Origin of the sequence: Colwellia sp. KU-HH00111, from assembly GCF_040362745.1 — a bacterium.
Classification (GTDB): Bacteria; Pseudomonadota; Gammaproteobacteria; order Enterobacterales; family Alteromonadaceae; genus Colwellia.
The window spans coordinates 121,404-140,023 of the sequence record NZ_BAABWO010000005.1; the positions used below are offsets into that span (position 1 = coordinate 121,404).

General features: G+C 38.5%; 16 protein-coding genes and 1 tRNA gene. 9 read left to right on the top strand and 8 right to left on the bottom strand.

The window, feature by feature from the left end:
• Positions 1–26 precede the first annotated feature (26 nt).
• The 6 genes from ABXG98_RS10800 to ABXG98_RS10825 all read left to right on the top strand — a co-directional run bounded on the left by ABXG98_RS10800 (position 27) and on the right by ABXG98_RS10825 (position 4,189).
• Positions 27–548, top strand: coding sequence for a gamma carbonic anhydrase family protein (locus tag ABXG98_RS10800; protein WP_353538695.1), 522 nt, complete (start codon positions 27–29; stop codon positions 546–548).
• A 44-nt stretch (positions 549–592) separates the two neighbouring features.
• A complete protein-coding gene (locus ABXG98_RS10805) occupies positions 593–1,054 on the top strand; it encodes a GNAT family N-acetyltransferase (protein WP_353538696.1) in 462 nt (153 codons plus the stop codon).
• A 198-nt stretch (positions 1,055–1,252) separates the two neighbouring features.
• Positions 1,253–2,485, top strand: coding sequence for an HD-GYP domain-containing protein (locus ABXG98_RS10810; RefSeq protein WP_353538697.1), 1,233 nt, complete (start codon positions 1,253–1,255; stop codon positions 2,483–2,485).
• A gap of 137 nt (positions 2,486–2,622) precedes the next feature.
• Complete coding sequence (locus ABXG98_RS10815) at positions 2,623–3,390, top strand: TSUP family transporter (RefSeq protein ID WP_353538698.1); 768 nt, start codon at positions 2,623–2,625, stop codon at positions 3,388–3,390.
• 264 nt (positions 3,391–3,654) lie between these two features.
• The gene (locus ABXG98_RS10820; protein ID WP_353538699.1) at positions 3,655–3,912 is read left to right on the top strand and encodes a ribbon-helix-helix domain-containing protein; all 258 of its coding nucleotides are present in this window, start codon (positions 3,655–3,657) and stop codon (positions 3,910–3,912) included.
• Entirely contained in the window at positions 3,899–4,189 is a 291-nt protein-coding gene (locus ABXG98_RS10825; protein ID WP_353538700.1) for a type II toxin-antitoxin system RelE/ParE family toxin, read from the top strand. Before ABXG98_RS10820 ends, ABXG98_RS10825 begins: the two co-directional genes overlap by 14 nt.
• 226 nt (positions 4,190–4,415) lie before the next feature.
• On the opposite strand, the gene ABXG98_RS10830 is transcribed toward ABXG98_RS10825, so the two are convergent.
• The 4 genes from ABXG98_RS10830 to ABXG98_RS10845 all read right to left on the bottom strand — a co-directional run bounded on the left by ABXG98_RS10830 (position 4,416) and on the right by ABXG98_RS10845 (position 8,077).
• On the bottom strand, positions 4,416–4,610 hold the full coding sequence (locus ABXG98_RS10830) for a restriction endonuclease (protein WP_353538881.1): 195 nt from the start codon (positions 4,608–4,610) through the stop codon (positions 4,416–4,418).
• A gap of 9 nt (positions 4,611–4,619) precedes the next feature.
• Positions 4,620–4,931: a hypothetical protein gene (locus ABXG98_RS10835; RefSeq protein ID WP_353538701.1), complete on the bottom strand. Its 312-nt coding sequence runs from the start codon at positions 4,929–4,931 to the stop codon at positions 4,620–4,622.
• A 117-nt stretch (positions 4,932–5,048) separates the two neighbouring features.
• A tRNA-Ile gene (locus ABXG98_RS10840) sits at positions 5,049–5,125 on the bottom strand.
• Positions 5,126–5,323: 198 nt separating this feature from the next.
• A complete protein-coding gene (locus ABXG98_RS10845; RefSeq protein WP_353538702.1) occupies positions 5,324–8,077 on the bottom strand; it encodes a choice-of-anchor B family protein in 2,754 nt (917 codons plus the stop codon).
• Between the two features lie 98 nt (positions 8,078–8,175).
• Between ABXG98_RS10845 and ABXG98_RS10850 the strand changes: the two genes are divergently transcribed.
• The gene (locus ABXG98_RS10850) at positions 8,176–8,997 is read left to right on the top strand and encodes an MbnP family copper-binding protein (protein WP_353538703.1); all 822 of its coding nucleotides are present in this window, start codon (positions 8,176–8,178) and stop codon (positions 8,995–8,997) included.
• On the top strand, positions 8,990–10,135 hold the full coding sequence (locus ABXG98_RS10855; RefSeq protein WP_353538704.1) for an MbnH family di-heme enzyme: 1,146 nt from the start codon (positions 8,990–8,992) through the stop codon (positions 10,133–10,135). The genes ABXG98_RS10850 and ABXG98_RS10855 overlap by 8 nt, the downstream gene beginning before the upstream one ends.
• A 36-nt stretch (positions 10,136–10,171) precedes the next feature.
• Here the strand turns inward: ABXG98_RS10855 and ABXG98_RS10860 are convergent, their stop codons facing one another.
• Entirely contained in the window at positions 10,172–12,175 is a 2,004-nt protein-coding gene (locus ABXG98_RS10860) for a putative bifunctional diguanylate cyclase/phosphodiesterase (RefSeq protein WP_353538705.1), read from the bottom strand.
• A gap of 138 nt (positions 12,176–12,313) precedes the next feature.
• Between ABXG98_RS10860 and rraA the strand changes: the two genes are divergently transcribed.
• The gene (gene rraA / locus ABXG98_RS10865; RefSeq protein ID WP_353538706.1) at positions 12,314–12,799 is read left to right on the top strand and encodes a ribonuclease E activity regulator RraA; all 486 of its coding nucleotides are present in this window, start codon (positions 12,314–12,316) and stop codon (positions 12,797–12,799) included.
• 4 nt (positions 12,800–12,803) lie between these two features.
• On the opposite strand, the gene ABXG98_RS10870 is transcribed toward rraA, so the two are convergent.
• The 3 genes from ABXG98_RS10870 to dnaG all read right to left on the bottom strand — a co-directional run bounded on the left by ABXG98_RS10870 (position 12,804) and on the right by dnaG (position 18,485).
• On the bottom strand, positions 12,804–14,393 hold the full coding sequence (locus tag ABXG98_RS10870) for an EAL domain-containing protein (RefSeq protein WP_353538707.1): 1,590 nt from the start codon (positions 14,391–14,393) through the stop codon (positions 12,804–12,806).
• A gap of 274 nt (positions 14,394–14,667) precedes the next feature.
• Positions 14,668–16,524 (bottom strand): RNA polymerase sigma factor RpoD, encoded by a 1,857-nt coding sequence (gene rpoD, locus ABXG98_RS10875; RefSeq protein ID WP_353538708.1) that lies wholly within the window; start codon positions 16,522–16,524, stop codon positions 14,668–14,670.
• Positions 16,525–16,727: 203 nt separating this feature from the next.
• Positions 16,728–18,485 carry a DNA primase gene (gene dnaG / locus ABXG98_RS10880; protein WP_353538709.1) on the bottom strand — a complete coding sequence of 586 codons (1,758 nt, stop codon included), beginning with the start codon at positions 18,483–18,485 and terminating at the stop codon, positions 16,728–16,730.
• Positions 18,486–18,620 lie beyond the last annotated feature (135 nt).

The following is an 18,620-nucleotide window of genomic DNA, read 5'->3' on the forward strand; positions in this document are numbered from 1 at the left end:
ATCGATACCAACTCAAAAGAGAAATTATGATCTATCAATTACATAATGATATACCAGACATTGCCCAAGCCAGCTTTATTGCCCCAAGCGCTGACGTCATAGGTAAAGTAACACTGAAACAAAATACCAGTGTTTGGTTTAATACCGTGATCCGAGCAGATTTTGCTAAAATTACTATTGATGAAAATACCAATATTCAAGATGGTTGCGTTTTACATGTTGATGAAGATAAGCCTATGCACATCGGCAAAAATGTGACCGTAGGCCATAAGGTAATGTTACATGACTGCACTATTGGCGACGGAAGTTTAATTGGCATGAATGCCGTGGTATTAGGTGGCGCTAAAATTGGTAAAAACTGCATTATTGGTGCTAATGCCTTAGTGACTGAAAAAATGGAAATTCCTGATGGTCATATGGCGCTTGGATCGCCAGTTAAAGTAATAAAACCACTCGATGCAGCAACTCAAGCTAAACTATCAGCTGCAGCACAACATTATGTGCATAATAGTATGAGTTTTACTGCTGGCCTCAAACCTTTAGCCTAGTGATGGTATTAAGCTCAACTATTAATGAGAACGAAGAGATAAAAATGGAAATACAACTTGGTGACTTAGACAGTTCAGCTGTAAAGTCTTTACTGCAACAACATCATAGCGACATGCTAAATCATTCGCCTACAGAAAGTGTTCATGCCCTCGATCTATCTTCATTAAAAGCAGATGATGTCACTTTTTGGACTATCTGGGATGGTCAATCATTAGCAGGGTGTGGCGCGTTGAAAAAACTTAATGATAACCATGCTGAAATTAAATCAATGCGAACATCAGCCAAGCATTTAAGACAAGGTGTGGCCGCTAAGTTACTAGCCCATATATTAACTGTTGCGCAACAACAGTCTTACAAAAAAGTAAGCCTAGAAACCGGCACAGCAGATGCGTTTATACCCGCACAAAAATTATATCAAAAATTTGGCTTTATTCCCTGCAAGCCCTTTGCTCATTATACACTTGATCCATACAGTATGTTTTTTACCAAACACCTGAAGATATAGTCACTATCAATCACTTTTGACTAGCATTCACATATTTCCATAAAAGACACAACCACAAATATTTTAGCCTAAAAATTAGCAATAACTCATTTTTAGGCTAAGGTTAAAGTTTACCCCTGTTACAAAAACAGATATGTAATAAACTCAACATAAAATTAGACGGCCAGTAAATTGGCCTATAATTATAAGGATATTCAAATGGTAAACAGCATAATTAATGACTCATTTTCTTCCTATCAGAAAAATATTGATTCCGCTAATATTCAATGCTCTCTTGGTATAGATATCACCAGTAAAGATAAAAGCAAAATATTCCTTAAAGCTAACACGCCCATTACAGAAAAAATAAGCAGCAAAATCAGAGAACTCAAACAGGCTGGTGTTATAGCAGCCTATGCCCCTGATGATGCTATTAAAATTACTAACCCTACTAAAAAAGATGAATTACTCACATCCATCATTGGTTCAGTACAAGCTGATCCTGTACTCACGAATTTCGAATTAACCGAAACATTAGCAACCATTACCGACTATGTGAATAACGAAACAATGCCTGAGAAAATTGTTGAGCATTTAACCGTATTTTCTCAGTTTAACCCTAAAGAATTTGAGCATACGCTTTTTAATCTAGTATTTGGCACACATATTGGAAAAGCAAAAAATTATTCCCCCTCAGAATTACACGATTTAATGTGTGTTTTATTTTATGAAGACATTGGTTTTGCTCGATTAGACCCTGCCATGAAAAATGCTTACAAGGTTCATCCTATAATAAGTAAAGAAATTGTGGAATATGCTGGGATTACTAACCCAATGATTTTAGATGCTATTTTGCAGCATGAAGAAAAACTTGATGGCACGGGTTACCCAAATAATATTACCGAAATAAATGAATATGCTCAAATATCGCAAATAGCTAACCAATATTCGCTGTTATTTAAAACTGGCGGTAATACTGCATCAACTATGGGGGAAATTATTCTACTCGGGCAACAATTCGACTTTAGAACCAGCTGCTATAAGCCTTCTGTTTATCATTCATTACTACAAAAGCCCTTAATGAAAATTTCAATAGAGAAACTAGAGTCTTCACAACAACTCAATCAGTATGCCCAGCATTTACACCAAGAACTTTCGAATGTCATTAAATGGAGCAATACCAAAGCAACTAGCAATGAAGAAGTACGCCTTATCCAGCAAAAAATTAAAAACACCTTATGGGTTAGCAACGACTCATCTGATCCTTTTCAGGTAAGTGCTAGTGAGCTATCCGATACGCAATTGTGTCAAGATTTTATCAGTGATGCCATGCGTTTTATTTATTCTATTGTTGACGCCGCTAACTATTTAAATTGTCAATTGCATAACCCAATTGAAAAAAATGGCAGCCCGCTTTCTGGAGATAGCTTTTTGCAAATGGTGAACCCCTAACTTTGATAGCCCAACAAGCTTTTAGCTAGCTGATACTTCTTAACTGATCTTCCTTGACAAATATTTCTTGGATATTAGCTAGCTAAAGGTGTATAAACAATAGTAACTTTTTATATTACTTCAGCAGCCACTGCTGCTTGCGGTGCATTAAAATCGAACTATCCTCTCATATTTTCCTCATCCTGATTATGGTCGCCTTTATTGCTGGCTTTATTAGTTCAATTGCTGGCGCTGGTGGTGCTATTGTATTACCTATATTGTTATGGGTTGGTTTGCCTCCACTTAATGCATTAGCTACCAATAAATTTCAAAGTGTTTTTGGTACTTTATCATCAACCATTAACTTTTTAGGCAAGGGCTATATAGATTTTCGAGCTATACTGCCAGCCCTTTGCTATGCCTTTGTTGGCTCTGTCTTGGGCACCTATTTTGTTCAACAAATATCTACAGAGTATTTATCACAATTAATGCCTTATCTGCTCATTCTATTAGCACTTTATATGCTAGTGTCACCGACACTTTCTGATAAAGATTTACCTGAGAAACTAACTGATAACACCTTCGCACCTTTGATTGGTGGAGGAATTGGAGTATATGGTGGTTTTTTTGGCCCCGGTATGGGTTCGTTCTTTGCTATAGCCTTTGCTTCTTTAAGAGGCTTCAATATGCGCAAAGCCACAGCATACACTAAACCCTTAGTGCTAACTGTTAATACCACCTCTATGGTTGTATTTTTGTGGGGCGGGTACATTGTATGGAGCTTAGCCATTACCATGGCCATTGCCCAAGTGATAGGTGCCCGTTTAGGCTCGAACCTAGTGATTGACCGCGGCACAGCCTTGATCAAACCGGTTATTGTACTAGTGACATTGGCCATAGCTTTTAAATTGCTATATCAACAATGATAAAACATCAGCTTTCGATAGAAGCGGTCTGACAAAACCGGAGCGAAATTTTTATGGCTGTTATGGCCGGCTGTTATCAGGCCCCATTAGCGAGATTGTCACCCCACCTATTTTGCAGCTTAAAGGTGGTTATGACCACTTCCTTAGCGATATCCTTATCACCCTGCATTTGAATAGTAACGTCTAGATTGAATTTCCAACATTCCGTACTAAACTTATATATGGTAGTATAAAGTAGGAATATATCCTTACGAGGTGTCTATTATGGCTATGGTAAAGAAAAGTATCACTGTAACTGATCAGCAAGAGTTGTGGTTGCAATCTCAACTTGCTACAGGAAACTATGCAAGTGATAGTGAGTTGTTACGTGATTTGATTAGAAAAGAACAAGCACGTTCTAATGAAATTGATGTTATTAGGAAAGAGCTTATTAAAGCCGAACAAAGTGGCTTTAGTTCTCGTTCAACAGAGGATATTGTTAATGCAGTAATTGCACGAAAGCAGGCTAATGGCGAACTATAAATTAAGTAGCGCTGCTGATAAGGATTTCGAGCAGCTTTTTGAATATGGTATTGATAACTTTGGTTTATCAACAGCCAAATCATATGTTGATGGCTTAATCATTAAATTCCAGACCATTGCTGAAAATCCACTTCATTATCAAGCCGTAGACTATATACGTTCAGGATATCGGCGCAGTGTTTATGGCAAACACGCTATTTATTACATAGTTTCGAACGACTGTGTTGATATTATGCGAATATTAAGATCTGAAAACCTAGCAACAGCTTTCGAGTAATCAATTTGTCTAACTCACTGCCAGAAAGATTATCGCAAATAGATAGTAGACTTCAGCAGCTTGCTGAAGAGCTAACAAAATCCCTAATAGCTACCTGATCAGCTAAACTAACCCTTTGTATTTAAAGTGTTTTCAAAGCATCCCGATAATCGCTATCCCATGTTTTAAGCTCAATCACTTGTTCTACTTGCATACCAAGATTGTAATCGTAAATGTATTTGGCTAACTAAAGACCATCAATTAAAACAAGAGTTGCTGAATTGTTCAGATTGTTTGCATATTCGTATGCCGACTTTGTATAAGAAGATGTTGCTATGAATATTCCGTTATTTGACTGGGCTACGGCTAATGCTCCTACAAACTTTTGAATTTCTTCACGACCAATTTTATTATCTTTACCGTACCTTCTTGGCCTGTATATGAATCCTACCTAACCCAAGAATATCTTCTTTAATATTACCGTCAAGCCACCATCATTAGATGCTTGAGTTACCGAACCAGCATCTTTAACTTGCCCTTTGTAACCCATTTTATCGAGTAAGTTAACTACAAGGTGTTCTAAATCATAGGAGGACTTGCTAATAATTGTGTCTAAAATTTCGTTATATACAGAAAGTCTAATATTTTCAAAAGAGCTATATAACTGCTCTTGTGGTGTTGACTCATTGATCGCATCTTCTGTATTTGAGTCTACTTTCAAGGTTGATAATTTATTTTTGTTAGCTTCTTTTAATATCGCCATAAAGATTAGGAAAATCTAAGTGGTCCAAGCTGACCATGGTTGGAATTGGCGACTTATTTGGTAAAACTAAGAAATGTGAGTGTTTAATTACTATCTAGCCCACGTATTATGTGGAGATGGTGGCCCCTCCCTGACTTGAACAGGGGACCTGCCGATTATGAGTCGGATGCTCTAACCAACTGAGCTAAGGGGCCATATACATAGAATTGTATATACTAAAGTAAGAATTTAAAATAAACAGCTTACGAAAGCGCGAGCAGTATAAGCATTTTTTATTTTATTGTCACCATCTGAATTTAAAAAAACAGATAAAATTCAGTTCAGTTGCTTCATTAATAAACAATAATCAAACCATATGCAGTCTCAAGTGTGTGACTATGGGTTGATCCTTGCTAGTTATTAGAAAAACGTTTTCTAAACAGCGCTCCCATGAGCAATAAAACTAAAACATGCTGACCGCCACCACTTGATTTTTTAGCGGAGGAGTCAACTAATGTTGGTATAACCTCAACGGGCGCAATAATACTCACAATCACAGTATCGCTTGCTGCTTTAGTTTTGCTATCAGTTGCCGTTAAAGTAAAGCTTAATGATCCTGCTGTAGAGGGTGCAACAAAGTTTGCTGATAATTTATCGGTATCTTTTAAAATGACTGTTTCTCCTGAAACCTGTTGCCAAAGGTAGTTTAGCTCATCATTCTCAGCATCATTTACAGTCGCGGTTAACGTGACTGTTTGCCCTGTATTTGCTTGAAAATCTTCAGTTACCGTTACTACAGGGGCGGTATTACTATCATCATCAGAAATAGTAATCGCCATAGATGTATTAGCTCCTAAATTAGTGCTAGTGAGGGCCTCTAGCACTAAACTAAAGTTTTCTGCTGGTTCCTCAACATCATCATTAATTAAGGTGATTGCAACTTGCTTATTCGCTGCATCTCCATCTTGCCATGTTAAAGTACCTGAGCTAGCCTCTACATCCTGACCCACCAAAGCTGTTCCACTTTGTAGTGAGTAATTAACGGATAACTCTCCTGAAGATTTACCATCTCGGGAGACCTCTATAAAAATGTTCTGCTGATTTTCAGCTAGCAACAATTCTCTTTGAATAAAACTGGCTGAGCCGTGATCTTTTTGACCATCGATATTTACCGTAAGATAAGTGGGCGCTGTAAGCGTAGCGCCATTACTCGGGTTATATAAACGCAGGTAAAAGCTTTCTTGATACTCTTGACCACTTGCGTCGTCATTAATCGAAACCGCAATGGTTTTAGCGGTATTATCATTACCTTGCCAAGTTAATATGCCTGAAGAAACAAGGTAATCGTTTGCTTGTTCTGCACTTCCGTCAAACATTTCATAAGCTACGCTAACTGACGTTGCACTATTGCTGTTTTCGAGGCGGTTTACTGATATCTCGACAACTTCACCTTGAGCAGCTTGTATACTCGTTTGTGAAAATGAAAGCTGACCTTGGCTTGATGCGAGGGTATTATCCTTTAAAACATATAGGCCGCTATTAATATCACTCACTAAAATATTGCCTGAGGGTAAAAAAGGGTAAGTACCCCATGCACCATTAAAACTTGCATTGTTTGATGGGGTAAAAGTATCGAAAAAACCAATTTCAGTGGGCGCAGCAGGGTTACTAATATCTAACACGGTTAAACCACGTTCGTAATTTGACATGTAATAGCGATTACCACGAACAAAACCATTATGATCGATGGCTCTTGTCGGTCCTGTCCATTGTCCAACTTGGGCTGGGTTATTTAAGTCTTTTATAGAGAAAATCCGTAACGTAGAGTTTAAACCACCTTTGTATTCATCAAATTCATCATGCACAAAAACATACTGTTGGTCTTCACTGCCCCACCCTGAATGAACATACATGTTTGCTTTGCTCACATCGCTGTATTCAGCAGCGCCTAAAAGTTTTGAGCTGCTGGCATCGCTAATGTCCCATAGTTTCATTTCTTTTTCGTTAAAGTCGATAAATACACTACAGGTCTCGCTAGCACTTTGACAGCCAGTTGATGCACGATCATCCGAAATTAATAACGAGGCACCGTCATGGGTATAGCCACTGCCTGCAGATTGGGCCGTTAACAATGCAATATTTTCAGGATCAGTTAACGAATAACTATGAAATGCACCTGCAAAAGTATTTGCACCAGTTATTTGTAAGGTGGGTGTCACGCCTGATAGGGCAATATTTAAACTATGATCTATATTTGAAATGTAAACATTATGGGCTTTGGATACCGCTTTATTTTTTTGCACTAAACTTATTGAATTGGGTAAATGGTTTAAATCTATCACCGTTATATAATCAACAGAGCCATCAAGCGTGGCATAGGCATAAGCGCGCCATAAATTAAGTGTTTTATCAAAATATTGGTAAACTTTAATGTCTCGCCATATGTTTGTTTTTCCTCTGATGGTTCCCACTTCAACGGGGTTGTTAGGCTCAGTAACATTGACGACAGCCACGCCATTGTCTAAACCGATAATCGCATACTCGTCGCCATTATTTAAATCTACATGTCCCCAAATATCATTGGCCGCACGCGGTGTTGACGAGAATTCCTGCAGCGGCATATGTGCAAGCAAATCAATATTATTACAATCAAAGTCACCGGCTAAGTTATTTATGCATGCTTGATCAGTTTGTTTTTCAGACAACAAATTATATGCGGCTAATTTTTTTTGCAGCTTTTTATCGCGCATTTGCGCCTTGCCATCTGCAATAACGGCAAAACCTTTCATACGTAGGCTAGCCACCAATTCGCTGGGTACGCCAAGTAATGTGGTTAAATTACTGTCTGGGCTTTGGCTTTGATAATGATCAAACCGATTGTATCCGCCAAACACTGGCACTATTTCACTTTTAAGATAAAATAACTCTTCACTTGAGTTAATAGCATATTGACCGGATGACACCAGTACTTTATCGCCTTTGTTGGCTTGTTGAACCGCATAGGCAATTGACTTACATGGTCGTAATACAATGTCGCATTTGCCTTTGTCGTTACCTGAAGGTGAAACAAAGCGCGCCTTGTCATGCTCAGAATGGGCAAATACGGGTGTCGAAAAAAAACTCAACAGTAATAGGGTTAAAGGTAAGGCAACCATTGGCTTAAACATAATCATCCATTAATAATAACTGTTAGCATGTTATAATCTTGTTAAAAATATACCGCATCTATCTAAGTTTAGCTAATCATCGCGTTAAAAGGACAGACATGATCAATTTTAAACCGCTTATATTGATTTTTTTGATTAACCTATTTCTTATCATGAGTTGTGATAACTTAGGTATGTCAGCTAGAGAAACCCCTGATGAGGTAGCATTTATTCCTAGCTATAACGGTGAGTCAATAGGCTGTGATAGCGTTATTACTCACTCAGATGATCGCTGGCACTACACCCAGTTACAGTTTTATATTAGCGACATTTCACTAAAAGATAGTATGGGTAAGTGGCAAAAAGCCCCTTTAATACCATCCCCCTATCAAACGTCCAATGTTGCTTTACTTGGTGAAAATTGCAATTTAGGAAAAGAAAACAGCAAGGCCAATTGGTCAGTAATACTGACCAAACAGGCTAGACTTATCAACAGCAGCCATATACGTTTCACTTTAGGGCTGCCTTTTGCCGTTAATCACTTAAATCCGTTAACACAACAAAGCCCGTTAAATGTTCCAACTATGTTTTGGGGCTGGCAGCAAGGCCACAAATTTTTACGCTTAGAAATGTCATCTAGCAAGCATGACTGGCTATTTCATTTAGGCTCTGTTGCTTGCCAATCAGCCAGTCCTTTGCGAGCACCAATTAAGGAATGTCGTTATCCTAACCGTTATACGTTTGAGTTACCCCTAAGTAAGGCAAACCCTGTCGTTATATTTGAGCTATCGGCATTACTCAAAAACATCATGATATCAGAGCAAAATCATTGTCAATCATCGCCTAATAAGCCAAGTTGTCAAATATTAGTCACTAATTTACAGCAACAAGGCGCACTAGCGGTATTTCAAAATAACCAACAAACGAGGCCACATGAGTAAGTACTTACGCTTTAGTGTTTTGTTTTTATTGGTAATCTCAGTGTTATCATGCTCCGAGATAAAAAAACCACCTAGCAGCTACCAATGGCCTATTATTGAAGGGTTTCCAAAGCCACAGGTGCCTGCAAATAATCCTATGTCACTAGCCAAAGTGACTTTGGGTAAACAGCTTTTTTATGATGTTAATTTATCCGCTAATCAAACCCAAGCCTGTGCTAGCTGCCATATTCAAGAGCACGCATTTGCTGAGCCACTGCCAACCTCTATCGGCTCTACAGGGCATAAGCATCGTCGCAATTCGCCAGCATTAGTAAACATTGCTTACAATAAAACCCTGACGTGGGCGCATGATGGTTTAACGTCTATTGAACAACAATTATTACTGCCCATGTTCAGTGAAAACCCAGTAGAACTAGGCATAACTAACCATGAAGCTACAGTACTTGCACGTTTCAATACAGCTCAATATAAAGCGCTTTTTCAACAAGCATTTCCCGAGCACAATGGTCAACACATCACTTATGATTTAATCACCAAAGCGCTTGCTAGCTTTGTCCGAAGTTTAATTTCTTTACAGTCACCATTTGATCAATACGCTTATTATAATAAAGATGAGGCTATTTCAGCATCGGCACTGCGAGGAATGACATTATTCTTCTCTGAAAAATTAGAATGTCATCACTGCCATGGAGGCTTTAATTTTACTCAATCAACCAGTCATGAGAAGCAACTCATTGACCGACGACCTTTTCATAACACCGGCTTATATCAAACTTTAGATAAAGTCACAGGTCACCTTGGTTATCCAAGCGATGATATCGGTTTAGCTGAAATAAGTACCATTACAGCAGATAATGGAAGATTTCGGGCGCCAACACTAAGAAACATAGCAGTATCAGCTCCTTATATGCATGATGGTAGTATAGCAACACTTGCGCAAGTGCTAGACTTTTACGCCGCAGGTGGCAGACATATCACCTCAGGCGAACACCAAGGGGATGGCCGGCTAAACTCACTTAAAAGCCCATTTATTAAGGGTTTTAGTATGAGTGAGCAAGACAAAATAGATCTTATTAGTTTTTTACATACGCTTACCGATGAGGCGTTTTTAACCAACCCTGAACACGCAAAACCTTAACCTTATAATACGCACAAGAAGTAAAAACCGGCTAATTTAAACCTTCTTAGCAAGGTAGGTCGCTATTTTTTCTTCCGATAAAGGTTTATCAATAAAAAAGCCCTGTACTGCGTCACAGCCTAAATTTCGCAGTATATTAAGTTGATTTTTGTTTTCTACCCCTTCAGCAAGCACTCGTTTGCCCAAGCCATGAGAAAGTTTGATCATAGAGTCAACAATGGTCATATCAGAGTCATTAGTTGCAACTTCTGTAATAAAGCCTCGATCGATTTTAATTTTATCTATGGGCAGTTTACGCAAATAAGCCAATGAAGAATAGCCGGTACCAAAATCATCAATTGACACTCTAATCCCCATGCTTTGGAGCTTTGTAATCGTATCCATTGCGGTGTCAATATCGGTCATAACAACATTTTCAGTGATCTCTAATTCTAAATATTTTGACGGTAAATTATTTGCTAACAACAGGTGCTGAATATTGGTGACCAAATTAGGGTCTTGAAACTCTACCGCGGTAATATTCACAGCGATCACCACACGACGCTTGAATGCTTTATACCACCTTGCATTAGCACAACAAGCCTTATTTAAAATATAATTGTCAAACTCGCTGTTCATGTTTAACGCATCAATATCATAAAGAAAGTGCGCCGGTGATAACAAACCTTTTTCTGGATGCTGCCAACGAGCTAATGCTTCCACACCTTCTAGTCGGTTGGTTAATAAGTTTAACTGCGGCTGAAAATGTAACACAAACTCATCATTACTAATCGCCGCTTTTAGTTCTTTCTCTTTCAATAATAATCGCCGCCCTTCGGCTTGCATCCCTGGCTCAAACGCAACGGTTGGCATGTTATTCGTTTCGGCATGGTGTAATGCAAGGTTTGCACGCTGCAACAAGGTTTCTGCGTGATCGCCATCATCAGGAAACGTACAAAAACCAATACTGGCTTGAATTGTTACTTTTTGGTTGTCGCAGAGGTATGATCGATTAATAAGTTGATGCAAGTGTTCAGGCACTCTAGCAATCGTGGGCAAGCGTTGATATTCAATAACAAACATAAACGAATCGCCACTTAAACGCCCTACAGCTTTAGGCTGTAATATACTATGATTTAATCGCTTGGCTATTTCTCCAAGAATAAAGTCACCAGCTTTTAACCCATAGGTATCATTAACAAATTTAAATTGCTTAATGTCTATTAAAAAGATTGCGAGCTGATGAGATTGCTGGCGAGCAGTGATCATCACTTCAGATAACTTTTCTATCACTTGAACACGATTTAATGCGCCAGTTAAAGAATCATGATGTCCTAAGTATTGTGCTCTATTGAGAGCATGTACCACCATACTGCGCTCATCGCCTTGCAACCAAATGAGTAAAATAAACCCTAAAACACTGAACGCGGCAATATCAAAGTATAATAAAGATAAGGTAAACGCACTAAACCATAGTTCTTGAACTGAAAGCATTGAGACAAATGCGTAAAATACATAGCGAATAACAAGGATAAAACAAAAAACCAACAATATTTTACTGGAAAAGTGCGGCTTTTGATCACGCAAAAGATACACGCTGGCCAGTAAAAAACCACCAGCAAAAATAAAGCTTTGTAGACCGTGTTGGAGGAAGAAACGATTGAAAACATTAAATTGATCAAAGGCATAAACCAATGGAGTACTTAAACCAAGTAAAGCAGCAAACGTGATAGTGACCACCATTATTTTGCTTTTAGGATGCTTACCGCTTTTAGCGCAGTATAAGCCAAATAAGAAAAACACTAAAAACAGATAAAAAGACACCTGCTGAAATTGCAGATAAAATAACTGAAAATAACTGCTAACGCTTGATATGGTAGTACTAGGAAGCATTGCACCACTGGCAAAATAGCCACTTAATGCAGTTAAAGATAACAACCAATATTTAGCATATTCGCGGTGATATGCGCGAGCATACATAAAAAACACAAACGACAAAACAGCAAACACTATAGCTTGTGTGGCAAATAAAAAAGCTACTGGGTCTACACTGGCAAACATTATCTCTATTCTATTGTAGATAAAAAAGTACTAATGCTATTAGAGAGATTTTTACCGTAAAATACAAGTCTCTATTTTATTTTCATTGCAACCAGTTATACTGGCATTAACAATTGCCCTTTATTGAAGGTTACTCTTATGGAATATGATACCTCACAGTTATGTGACACCTATGCAGATCTCGTTGATGTTGTTGACCCTATTTTTAGTAATTATGGCGGGCGACATTCATTTGGTGGCAAAGTTGTTACTATCAAATGTTTTGAAGGTACGGGCTTAATCGAAAAAATTGTCGAGGCCGATGGCACCAGTAAAGTACTGGTGATTGATGGTGGTGGTTCAACCAGACGGGCATTGATAGACAGTAACATCGCACAAATTGCTGCTAATAATGGTTGGGAAGGCATCGTTTGCTACGGCAGTGTTCGTGACGTTGATGCGCTAGAAGATATTGAATTAGGTATTCAAGGCTTAGTCTCTATTCCTGTTGGCGCTAATGATAATGAATTTGGTGAAACTGATATCGCCATTAATTTTGGCGGGGTTACTATACTGCCTGACGATCATATTTACGTAGACAATACAGGTATAATTTTATCTCCTGAGCCGTTAGATATTGAGTAGGGTCTTATATAGACTGTGGTTTAGATGCCGGATGTTTAGCAAACCAAGCACTAAGCCACGCTTCAATTGCATCTGGCGCTATACCAACATCAATATAGCTACCTTGCAGTAAGTTACCGCCCATTGAGGTATAGCGATGCGCGGTTTCTTGATTATCTATATGCGTGCCGATTAAAGGTAATTTCATATTACCGGTGAGCGTTATCAAGGTATTAACAATGGCTTGATCTGCTTGATTATCCGCACTAGATTCTAATTCCTGACAATCAATTTTCACTTGGTGAACAGCCATCTTTCTCAAATACCTTAATGATTCATAACTTCCTGAAAAGTTATTAATGGCAATACCAATATCTAATGATTTTAATTGATCTATAATATTTTTGGCTTGCTGACAGGCTGAGAGCATGATTTTTTCGTTGAGCTCAATCATCACATATTTACCAGCAATGTTATAATTGGTCATTTGTTGTTCAATATAATCAACTAAGTCAGGTTCAAGCACATTTTTGTTCGCTAAGTTAACCGATACGCGCTGGTATACCCCTAATTTGTGCAAAGAAAAAAGAGCTTTGAAGGCCTGCTTAAACATTTGTTTGGTTAATAAATAAAGTTCGCCACTGTGTTCAGCTAAATCGATAAAGTCCGTTAATTCAAGGGGTTCATTTTCATTTGCCAGCCAATTTACGGTTAACTCAAACCCAACTAGCGCGTGCTCTTTGATATCCACTTGTGGTTGTAATTGCCAGCGCAAGTTCTCAGATATAATATCTTGTCGCAACCGCTCCATCAGCCTTAATTGCTTTTCAGTATATAACACAGCGCTGTTGTCAAAATATTCAATGGACTGGTTAGACATAGTCGCTTTTAATAAAGCATCCGTTGCATGTGCTACGGTTTCGTTAACCCCACAACCATGCTCACCTGTGATAGCGACACCAAACGCTAGCTCAAAATTTAATGAAAAACTTTTAAAGCTCATGGCATTTGGCACAGCTTGCGCGAGCTGCTGACATAAGCTACTAATCATATCGGTCGGAGCATGCTTACTGCTAGAGACATCATAAACAACTAAAAAGTCTAACCCTTGCAACCTTGCTACCTTAACCACTTCTGGCGCGCATTCAAAACTAAGTAAACTCGGGTTTTGTTCAACATTTTTTTTCAAACAAAAGGCTAGCTGTAACAATAAAATATCTGAATTATGGTGACCTAATACTTTATTGACTTGTTGAAAATTTACCGGTTTAAAGACGATAGCTGCATACTTATTGCTCGGTGATATTTTCAGCACTTGGTTAAACTTTTTCAACGCATGTTGTGCTGTGGGTAAGTTGGTCACTAAATCATGGGTATAGCTAAACAACTCTTCTGAGGACACAGAATTAATGTCTTGTGGTGCGGTATTATTACTCTTAGGCTTGCACAGCAGTTTCCAAATAAAGCAAACCAATAGTGGTAAACTCAGTCCAAGCAAAAAAGCTTTGGTGTTAATCAGAGAAAACACGGCATTATCAGCAGCAAAACAAGAAAATGAGCTTAGCAAAGCAATAATCAATAAAACTATATTCAACTGAGTTCTTTGATGAGCCATTATTATATCCACTATAGTGATTGAGGAAACACCTCGACAAAAATCCATCTTAAATTAGCTTATAGTCAACCTTTGACCCGGTAAACTATCAGCTGCGCTAACAAAACAAACATTAGTAGCTTACAAAATACTATCACTAAAGCGTAAAGGTTTAAATACTTACTTTCTGTAGGGCTTTATCTGTGTAGTTTTTGCTATGCAATAAAAAAGAGCATGTTAGTTAAACTAACATGCTCTTATATTTTGTTGTGCACTAAGTTGCGATCAGGGCTATTTACTCGCCATCTAAGAAACTTTTAAGCTGTTCTGAGCGAGAAGGATGACGTAATTTACGTAATGCTTTGGCTTCAATTTGACGTATACGTTCTCGAGTCACATCAAACTGCTTGCCCACTTCTTCTAATGTATGATCAGTATTCATATCAATACCAAAACGCATTCTCAATACTTTGGCTTCACGGGCGGTTAAACCTGCAAGGACTTCATGGGTTGCCCCTTTAAGATTTTCAGAGGTTGCTGAGTCTACCGGTAGTTCACCGCTGCCATCTTCTATAAAGTCACCTAAGTGCGAATCTTCATCATCACCAATCGGTGTTTCCATCGAAATCGGCTCTTTCGCTATTTTTAATACCTTACGAATTTTATCTTCTGGCATAATCATGCGTTCAGCCAATTCTTCAGGCGTTGGCTCGCGTCCCATTTCTTGCAACATTTGACGAGAAACACGATTCAACTTATTGATGGTTTCAATCATATGTACCGGAATACGAATAGTACGGGCTTGGTCAGCAATAGAACGCGTGATTGCTTGGCGTATCCACCAAGTTGCATAAGTAGAGAACTTATAACCACGGCGATATTCAAACTTATCTACCGCTTTCATTAAACCGATATTACCTTCTTGAATCAAATCTAAGAATTGTAAGCCACGGTTAGTATATTTTTTCGCAATAGAAATAACCAAACGTAGGTTGGCTTCAACCATTTCTTTTTTCGCGCGGCGGGCTTTTGCTTCACCAATTGACATACGACGGTTAATGTCTTTAATGCCATGAATATTTAAATGGGTTTCTTCTTCAATTTGGTTCAACTTGTAGATACAACGTTCTACGTCTAGCTCGATATCAGCAAGCTTAGCTGAATAACTATGTCCTGCGGCTTTTTCCGCTTCAAACCACTCTTTTGACGTTTCATTACCTGGGAAAATTTTAATGAAAGTGGTTTTAGGCATACCCGCGCCCATAACACAGTGTTTCATGATCAAACGTTCTTGCACACGTAATCTGTCCATCACACTACGCATATTTTTCACTAACTTATCAAATAACTTAGGAATTAAACGAAACTCTTTAAAAACCTCGGCAACGACATCAATTGCAGCTTGGGCATCTTTATGACCACGGCCTTTAGCATCGATAACCTTGTTAGCATTTTCATAAGCATCACGTAATGACGCAAATTTTTCACGAGCTAATTCAGGATCAGGACCTGTGTCCTCTTCTTCATCATCTTCGCTTTCTTCATCATCAGAATCAACGTCATCTTTATCTTCGTCATCCAATTCTTCTTTAGATAATTCAGAGCCTACATGAGTTGCAGCTGCGGGTACTTCTTCATCTTCTGCATCTGGGTCTAAAAAACCAGAAATAATATCAGTTAAGCGTACTTCTTCTGCTTCAAAGTTATCCCACATATCCAGCAAGTAATTAATTGCAGGCGGGTATTCTGACACACTACGTTGTACTTCTTTAATGCCTTCTTCAATCCGCTTTGCAATGACGATTTCGCCTTTGCGGGTCAACAACTCTACAGTACCCATTTCGCGCATATACATGCGAACTGGATCAGTTGTTCGGCCAATTTCGCTTTCAACAGTAGCTAAAGCTTGTGCTGCAGCCTCAGCTGCATCTTCATCGGTGTTAGCTTCACTCATCATCAATGTATCGGCATCAGGGGCATTTTCAAACACCTGAATCCCCATATCATTGATCATGCTAACAATATCTTCTACTTGATCTGAGTCGATAATATCTTGAGGAAGATGATCGTTAACTTGCGCAAACGTTAAATAACCTTGCTCTTTACCTTTGGTTATTAAATCTTTCAATCTAGATTGAGGGGCTTTTTCCATTGACGAGTGTCCACCTATGTCTGGTAAATATGGTTTTGTAAAACAATACTCTAAAAATGAGGTCGCAAATGCTGCACAAATAAATAAAGCGGGAAATTATAGCGAGTTTTTCGCACTATTTCCACCCATGAATTTAAAACTGACTACCTAAAGTCGCTATTTTATGTTACTCAAGTATAGTCACTAATATCAACATTGCGTGGTTATGCGTTAAGTATTGCTTGTAACTCTTGCCTTTCCTGTGGTGATATTTGTTTTATTCTGGCTTTTTGTAATAAAAACTCAGTACGTTGAGCAACAAAATCATTAAGTAGTTTTTCAATACTATCAAGAAATACATCTGCTGCTGCATCAGCAGTAATATGATGCTCCCAACACATTAATTTTGCCAACTGTTTGCCTTGAGCAGTATCGCGAAAATACTCTAATAGTTGCGCCGTCTTGATACCGGGTTTTTGCTGGCAAAGCGTCAACAATTGAATCAGTAAATCGACACCGGGTACATTTAGTGGCGCTAACACACCAATATCATTGAGTTCATTAACTATATGGGGATGTTCTAATAATAATGCAATAGCTAATCTAACCGGGGTAATTTTAGTACTCGGTTTCGCTTTTTTATGCTGGCTTTCGACATGAGTGTTTTTATTGATTTTGGCTAAAAACTGTTCACTACCGGTGCCAAAATTATTGGCAATTTCATTGATAATGGCATCTTTTAACAAGCTTTCAGGTAACTTGGTTAAGTGCGGTTGAAAAGATTCGGCTAAAGCTGCGCGACCTTCTAAGGAATTCATGTCAACTTGACTCATCAGCTGTTCAAACAAAAATTTAGACAAAGGCATAGCCTGATCTAAAAACTGCTCAAACGCCTGTTGCCCTTTTTCTCGAATAAATGAATCAGGGTCTTCGCCATCGGGTACAAAAACAAATTTAAGTGCAAAGCCATCTCGAATAAGCGGTAAGGCATTTTCCATGGCACGCCAAGCCGCATCTCGCCCAGCTCTATCGCCATCGTAGCAACAAATGACCTCTTTTACGGTGCGAAACATGGTTTGCAATTGCTCTGATGTGGTTGCCGTACCCAATGAAGCAACAGCGTAATCAACACCATGTTGTGCTAGTGCCACCACATCCATATAGCCTTCAACAACTACAAGTCGTTGTAAGTTTTTATTCGCTTGTTTAGCTTCATATAAGCCATATAATTCTTGCCCTTTATGATAAATTCGCGTTTCTGGTGAGTTTAAGTATTTTGGCTTTTCATCACCAAGTACTCTTCCACCAAAGCCAATTACACGGCCTCGCTTATCATGAATTGGAAACATAATACGGCCACGAAATCTATCATATGGGCGGTTTTTATCCCCTGATATTGCCATACCTAAATCAACTAACTGCTGATTTGCTTTACCTTGTGGCGAAAAGACTTTCATCATGCCATCCCAGCCATCACTGATGTAGCCGATACCAAAGCGTTTGACTACTTCTCCACTTAAACCACGGCCTTTTAAATAAGTAATTGCGATGTCTTTATCTGTAGCAACCTTCAATTGTTGTTGGTAAAACCGGCTAATTTGAGCTAATAATTCATAGTCATCTTGCTTTTGCTGTTGATTTTTTTGCTGTTGTCGCTGCTCGGCGGGGCTAGCATGGTTTTCTTCACGAATGACTTCCATGCCACAATAACTGGCAAGCTCTTCAATGGCATCAACAAACTCTAAACGGTCAAATTCCATTAAAAATGAGATGGCATTACCGTGTTCTCCACAACCAAAACAGTGATAAAACTGTTTATCATGGCTGACAGTAAAAGAGGGGGATTTTTCATTGTGAAAAGGGCAACAGGCTTGATAGTTTTTACCTGCTTTTTTTAATGGTACGCGTGACTCTACTACATCAACAATATCAGCACGTGCTAATAAATCATCAATAAATTGTCGAGTAATTCGTCCGGCCATAATGCTTATTTGTTAGAAACTGGGTAGCACTTATTGTACACAAATTAAAATGACTACGTTGTGATAATTTAAGGGATTGACAGAAAAAAACCGTAATAACGTGAGTCATTACGGTTTTATTAAATATTTTGCCTG